This window comes from Chitinophaga sp., assembly GCF_035564935.1.
Taxonomy (GTDB): Bacteria; Bacteroidota; Bacteroidia; order Chitinophagales; family Chitinophagaceae; genus Chitinophaga.
The window spans coordinates 1-3776 of sequence record NZ_DATMTE010000158.1; the positions used below are offsets into that span (position 1 = coordinate 1).

2 protein-coding genes are annotated in these 3776 nt (G+C 45.7%); both read right to left on the minus strand.

Annotation, left to right across the window (positions count from 1 at the left end):
- Nucleotides 1-453: pyridoxamine 5'-phosphate oxidase family protein (locus VN105_RS04265; protein ID WP_325638263.1), on the minus strand; the 453-nt coding region annotated here is incomplete at its 3' end.
- Between the two features lie 20 nt (nucleotides 454-473).
- A partial coding sequence (gene glgP, locus VN105_RS04270; RefSeq protein ID WP_325638264.1) for an alpha-glucan family phosphorylase occupies nucleotides 474-3776 on the minus strand: 3303 nt, incomplete at its 5' end.

Sequence of the window (3776 nt, forward strand, 5' to 3'; positions counted from 1 at the left end):
ACTTTCGAACCTGCCGGTTTTTTCACTGATTCTTATGCGGTAAATAATAGGGCGGATAATGTTTTCAGGCGTTCTTTCCCTCTCCATTTCCCCGTGCATTTCAGATACGCCCGCCGTTTCGCTTACCTGCATGTGTAATAAACGGCTCACAAGAAATTTCATGGCATAAAATCTTTCCTTCGGATCGGTTATTTCTTCATAGTCTCCCCACAGGATAACGCTACGCCAGTTAGCGAGGTCAGTAATTTCGTCCACCTGGAAGCAAATATGCGGGTATTGACGCATCATGTCAATTTTCATTCCTTCTTTAGAGTGTATCACCAGGTAAGTGTTATTGAATGCATAACTAACGGGTACGATGTATACCTTTTTGCCATCGGTACATCCGATGCGACCCGTTACATTGTTAGCCAATACACGGTCAATCTGGTCTAAGTTTAATTTGCCTAACATAAGAGTAAATTTTATAGTGATTAAATCCAGGTCATCAACGGGAAGTCTTGCCGGTTAGGCAACAAGGGATGCCTGGGGAAAATTCTGAAGCTATAAACAAAAGACCCGTTTTGCGGCAGCGTTATATGGCATGAGTAAGTGACCCTGTTAGCACTGGCTATTTCCTCCGTTAGTTCATGTACAGCAAGGTACCTGTTTGGCTGCGCTTTATTGTAAAAAACTACTTCGAGGCCAACCTCTTCTGCCTTTAAAGTCCCGATAGAGAGGCTTATGCTTGCGTGAAAGGTGGCTTCGGACGACTGAAGGTGAAATTTATCTGCAGGCACTTCAATGGTCATAACATGTATTTCATGCCATATATTGCGGATCCTGTTTTTCCAGGCAACCAGGTCCCTGGTATTTTTATATCCATCTGCCGTTAGCAGCTTGCTCCTGTTATATAGTTGGTCATAACAGTTGTTATATTCAGTGATGGCACGATTCATATCAAAATGGGGTGTAATATTGGATAAGCTTTCTTTAATCATACCGATCCATTTTTCAGGCAGGCCTTTCGCATTACGTTTAAAGAAAAGGGGTACAATTTCCTTTTCCAGCAGCTCATATATCACAGCAGCATCATGCTGATCGTGATAAGGATCCTGTTCCGGCTGGTTGCTGAAAGGCAATGTCCACCCGGCATTTTCTGCGTTGGCCTCTGCCCACCAGCCTTCTGCGGGACTACAGTGAAGAGCGCCATTGCATACCGCTTTCATACCGCTGGTACCGGAAGCTTCCTGGTTATGCTCCGGCGTGTTTAACCATAGGTCCACACCTTGTGTCAGCATTGCAGCGAGTTCCATATCATAATCTTCCAGGAACAAAATGTGCATGTTTAAAGCGGCATCATTAACAACCGTTATTACTTTTTTAAGTAACGCAATACCATCTGCGTCATTGGGATGAGCTTTACCGGCAAAAATAAATAACACAGGATATTGCGTATTGTTGACGATAGCCGTCAGCCGTTTTATATCATTAAACAGGAGCCAGGCCCTTTTATACGAAGCGAATCTCCTTGCAAAGCCGATCACCAATGTTTCCTGTGTTATATCTTCCGGCAGGAAATTATTTTTAATAATGTTTTCATTAAATGCCGGCATACCAGTTTGCTGCCTGTTGAGGATGCTCTGCCACATCGCTCTTTTTAGTTTTTTTCGTATGTCCCATATTATATTATCAGGGATTTGATGCGCTTTGCCGCTGATGATGTTTTCCCGGTATGACTGCCAGGCCGGCGCCATCCAGGAGGGCAGATGTATGCCATTGGTAATGCCCGTGATATGCAGTTCATCGGGTTTGAAATCTTTCCACAGGGGATTCAACATATTACGGGATATACCCCGGTGCTGTTTGCTTACTGCATTTATTCCCTGGGAAAGCATCGCTGCAAAGTGCATCATAGAGAAAGTCCGGGGAAGCTGGTCTTCCCCGGAGCTGCCGAGTTTCATCAGGGTATCCCAGTCGATGTTAAAATTTTTAGCCAGGTAGGCGAGGTAGGTCCGGAGTAATATTTCATCAAAAACATCTTTTGCTGCAGGCACGGCAGTATGCGTGGTGAACTGGGTGGTGCATTTAACAATTTCGGCCGCCTCGTTAAAATTCAGATGAATTTGCTGCATGATGCTGCGTATCCTTTCCAGGATAGAAAAAGCGGCGTGCCCTTCGTTAATGTGGTACAGATCGGGTTGTATACCTAATGCGTCCAGCATTTTCACGCCACCTATGCCGAGCAGGATTTCCTGTTTCAGTCGCATTTCAGGGTCACTGCTGTATAACTGCGCTGATATCAGCCGGTCTTCTTCATTATTTAAGGCCAGGTCGGTATCCAGCAGATAGAGGCACACGCGTCCAACATCTACCTTCCAGATGGCAGCATGTACAATGCGGCCCGGGAAAGTCAGTTCAATCTTTACCTGTTCGCCAAGGCCGTTTTGCACGGGATAAACGGGTAGATTGCCAGGTTCCATTATATCCGGCATAGCCAGTTGATCGCCGGCAGGGGATATCTTTTGCATGAAGTATCCCCGCTTATACAGGAGGCCCGCTGCCACCATATTTAATCCGTTATCGCTTGCTGCTTTGATAAAATCGCCTGCCAGTACGCCCAGTCCCCCTGCATAAAGTTTCAGGTTCGTTTGTACGCCATATTCCATGCAGAAGTATGCTATCAGAGATTTTTTTTCATCAGAAGGCCGCATGTATTCCTGGTACTTAGCTGATACGGTTTGCAGCATTTGCAGAAACGTGGAACCCTTTTCAAGCCTGAGAAGATTGTCCGGGCTGATTGTTTTCAGTAACCTGATTGGATTTTGTTTGCACTGGTCCCATCCAACTTTATCCGCGTAGGCGTATAACGCGCCGGCTTCCTGGTTCCATGACCACCATAAGTTGCGGCTGATATGTTGCAGTGATTTCAGGCTGGCCGGAAAAAAGGGTTGAACATTTATTTCTCTCCAAAACGGTTGGGTTTCCGTTGTAACCTCAGCGGCTGTTTCGGCCGGAGGCGCCTGAGGTTTATCGAAGAAGAGTTTCTCCCGTTGTGTACTTTTCTCCAATGCGAGGTCATATGCGCGGTAATAGTAAGCCAGGAGGTGATCCCATACAAATTGTGCGGCTACATAGGCAGCGTTTTCCCTGGATTCCGCTACAGAAGCAGGGGAAGCTGAGGCATATCCGGCAATAATTCCTGCGATGTTTAGGGCGGCTTCAGGTTCATTGTTATCATTTCGTTCAACGATAAACATCCCTTTACCATTAAAGGTGGGCAGTTTGCTTACTGCCTTGCTGAATCCTGAAACGCTGGTAGAAACAGTTGGAATATGAAATGCCACGCTTTCCAGCGGAGTATACCCCCATGGTTCATAGTAAGAGGGAAATATTGCCAGGTCAAAGCCAATTAGGATATCGTAATAGGAAAGGTTAAACACGCCATCGGCCCCATTGAGGTATACCGGTGCATAAATAATTTTGACCCGGCTACCGGGAGAAGTATTGTTTAACTGCAACTGCCGGATCTGATTCAAAATGGGGTCGGTATCAGCTCCCAGTAAATTATGAGTCAGCACTTCTCCGCTCCGGGGAATGAGCGGGGCTTGCGCCCGCAGGTTATCCAGTAAAATTTCGCGGGGACCGGTATGATTGGCTGGTACAAAGATAAATGCCAGGATATTCCGTTTAGTTTCCTTTGATTTATTCAGTAGTGAAATGGCATCAATAAAGGTATTAAAGCCTTTATTAAGATATTCATACCTGCCGCTTTTAATAATCAGGAGGCTGTCTTC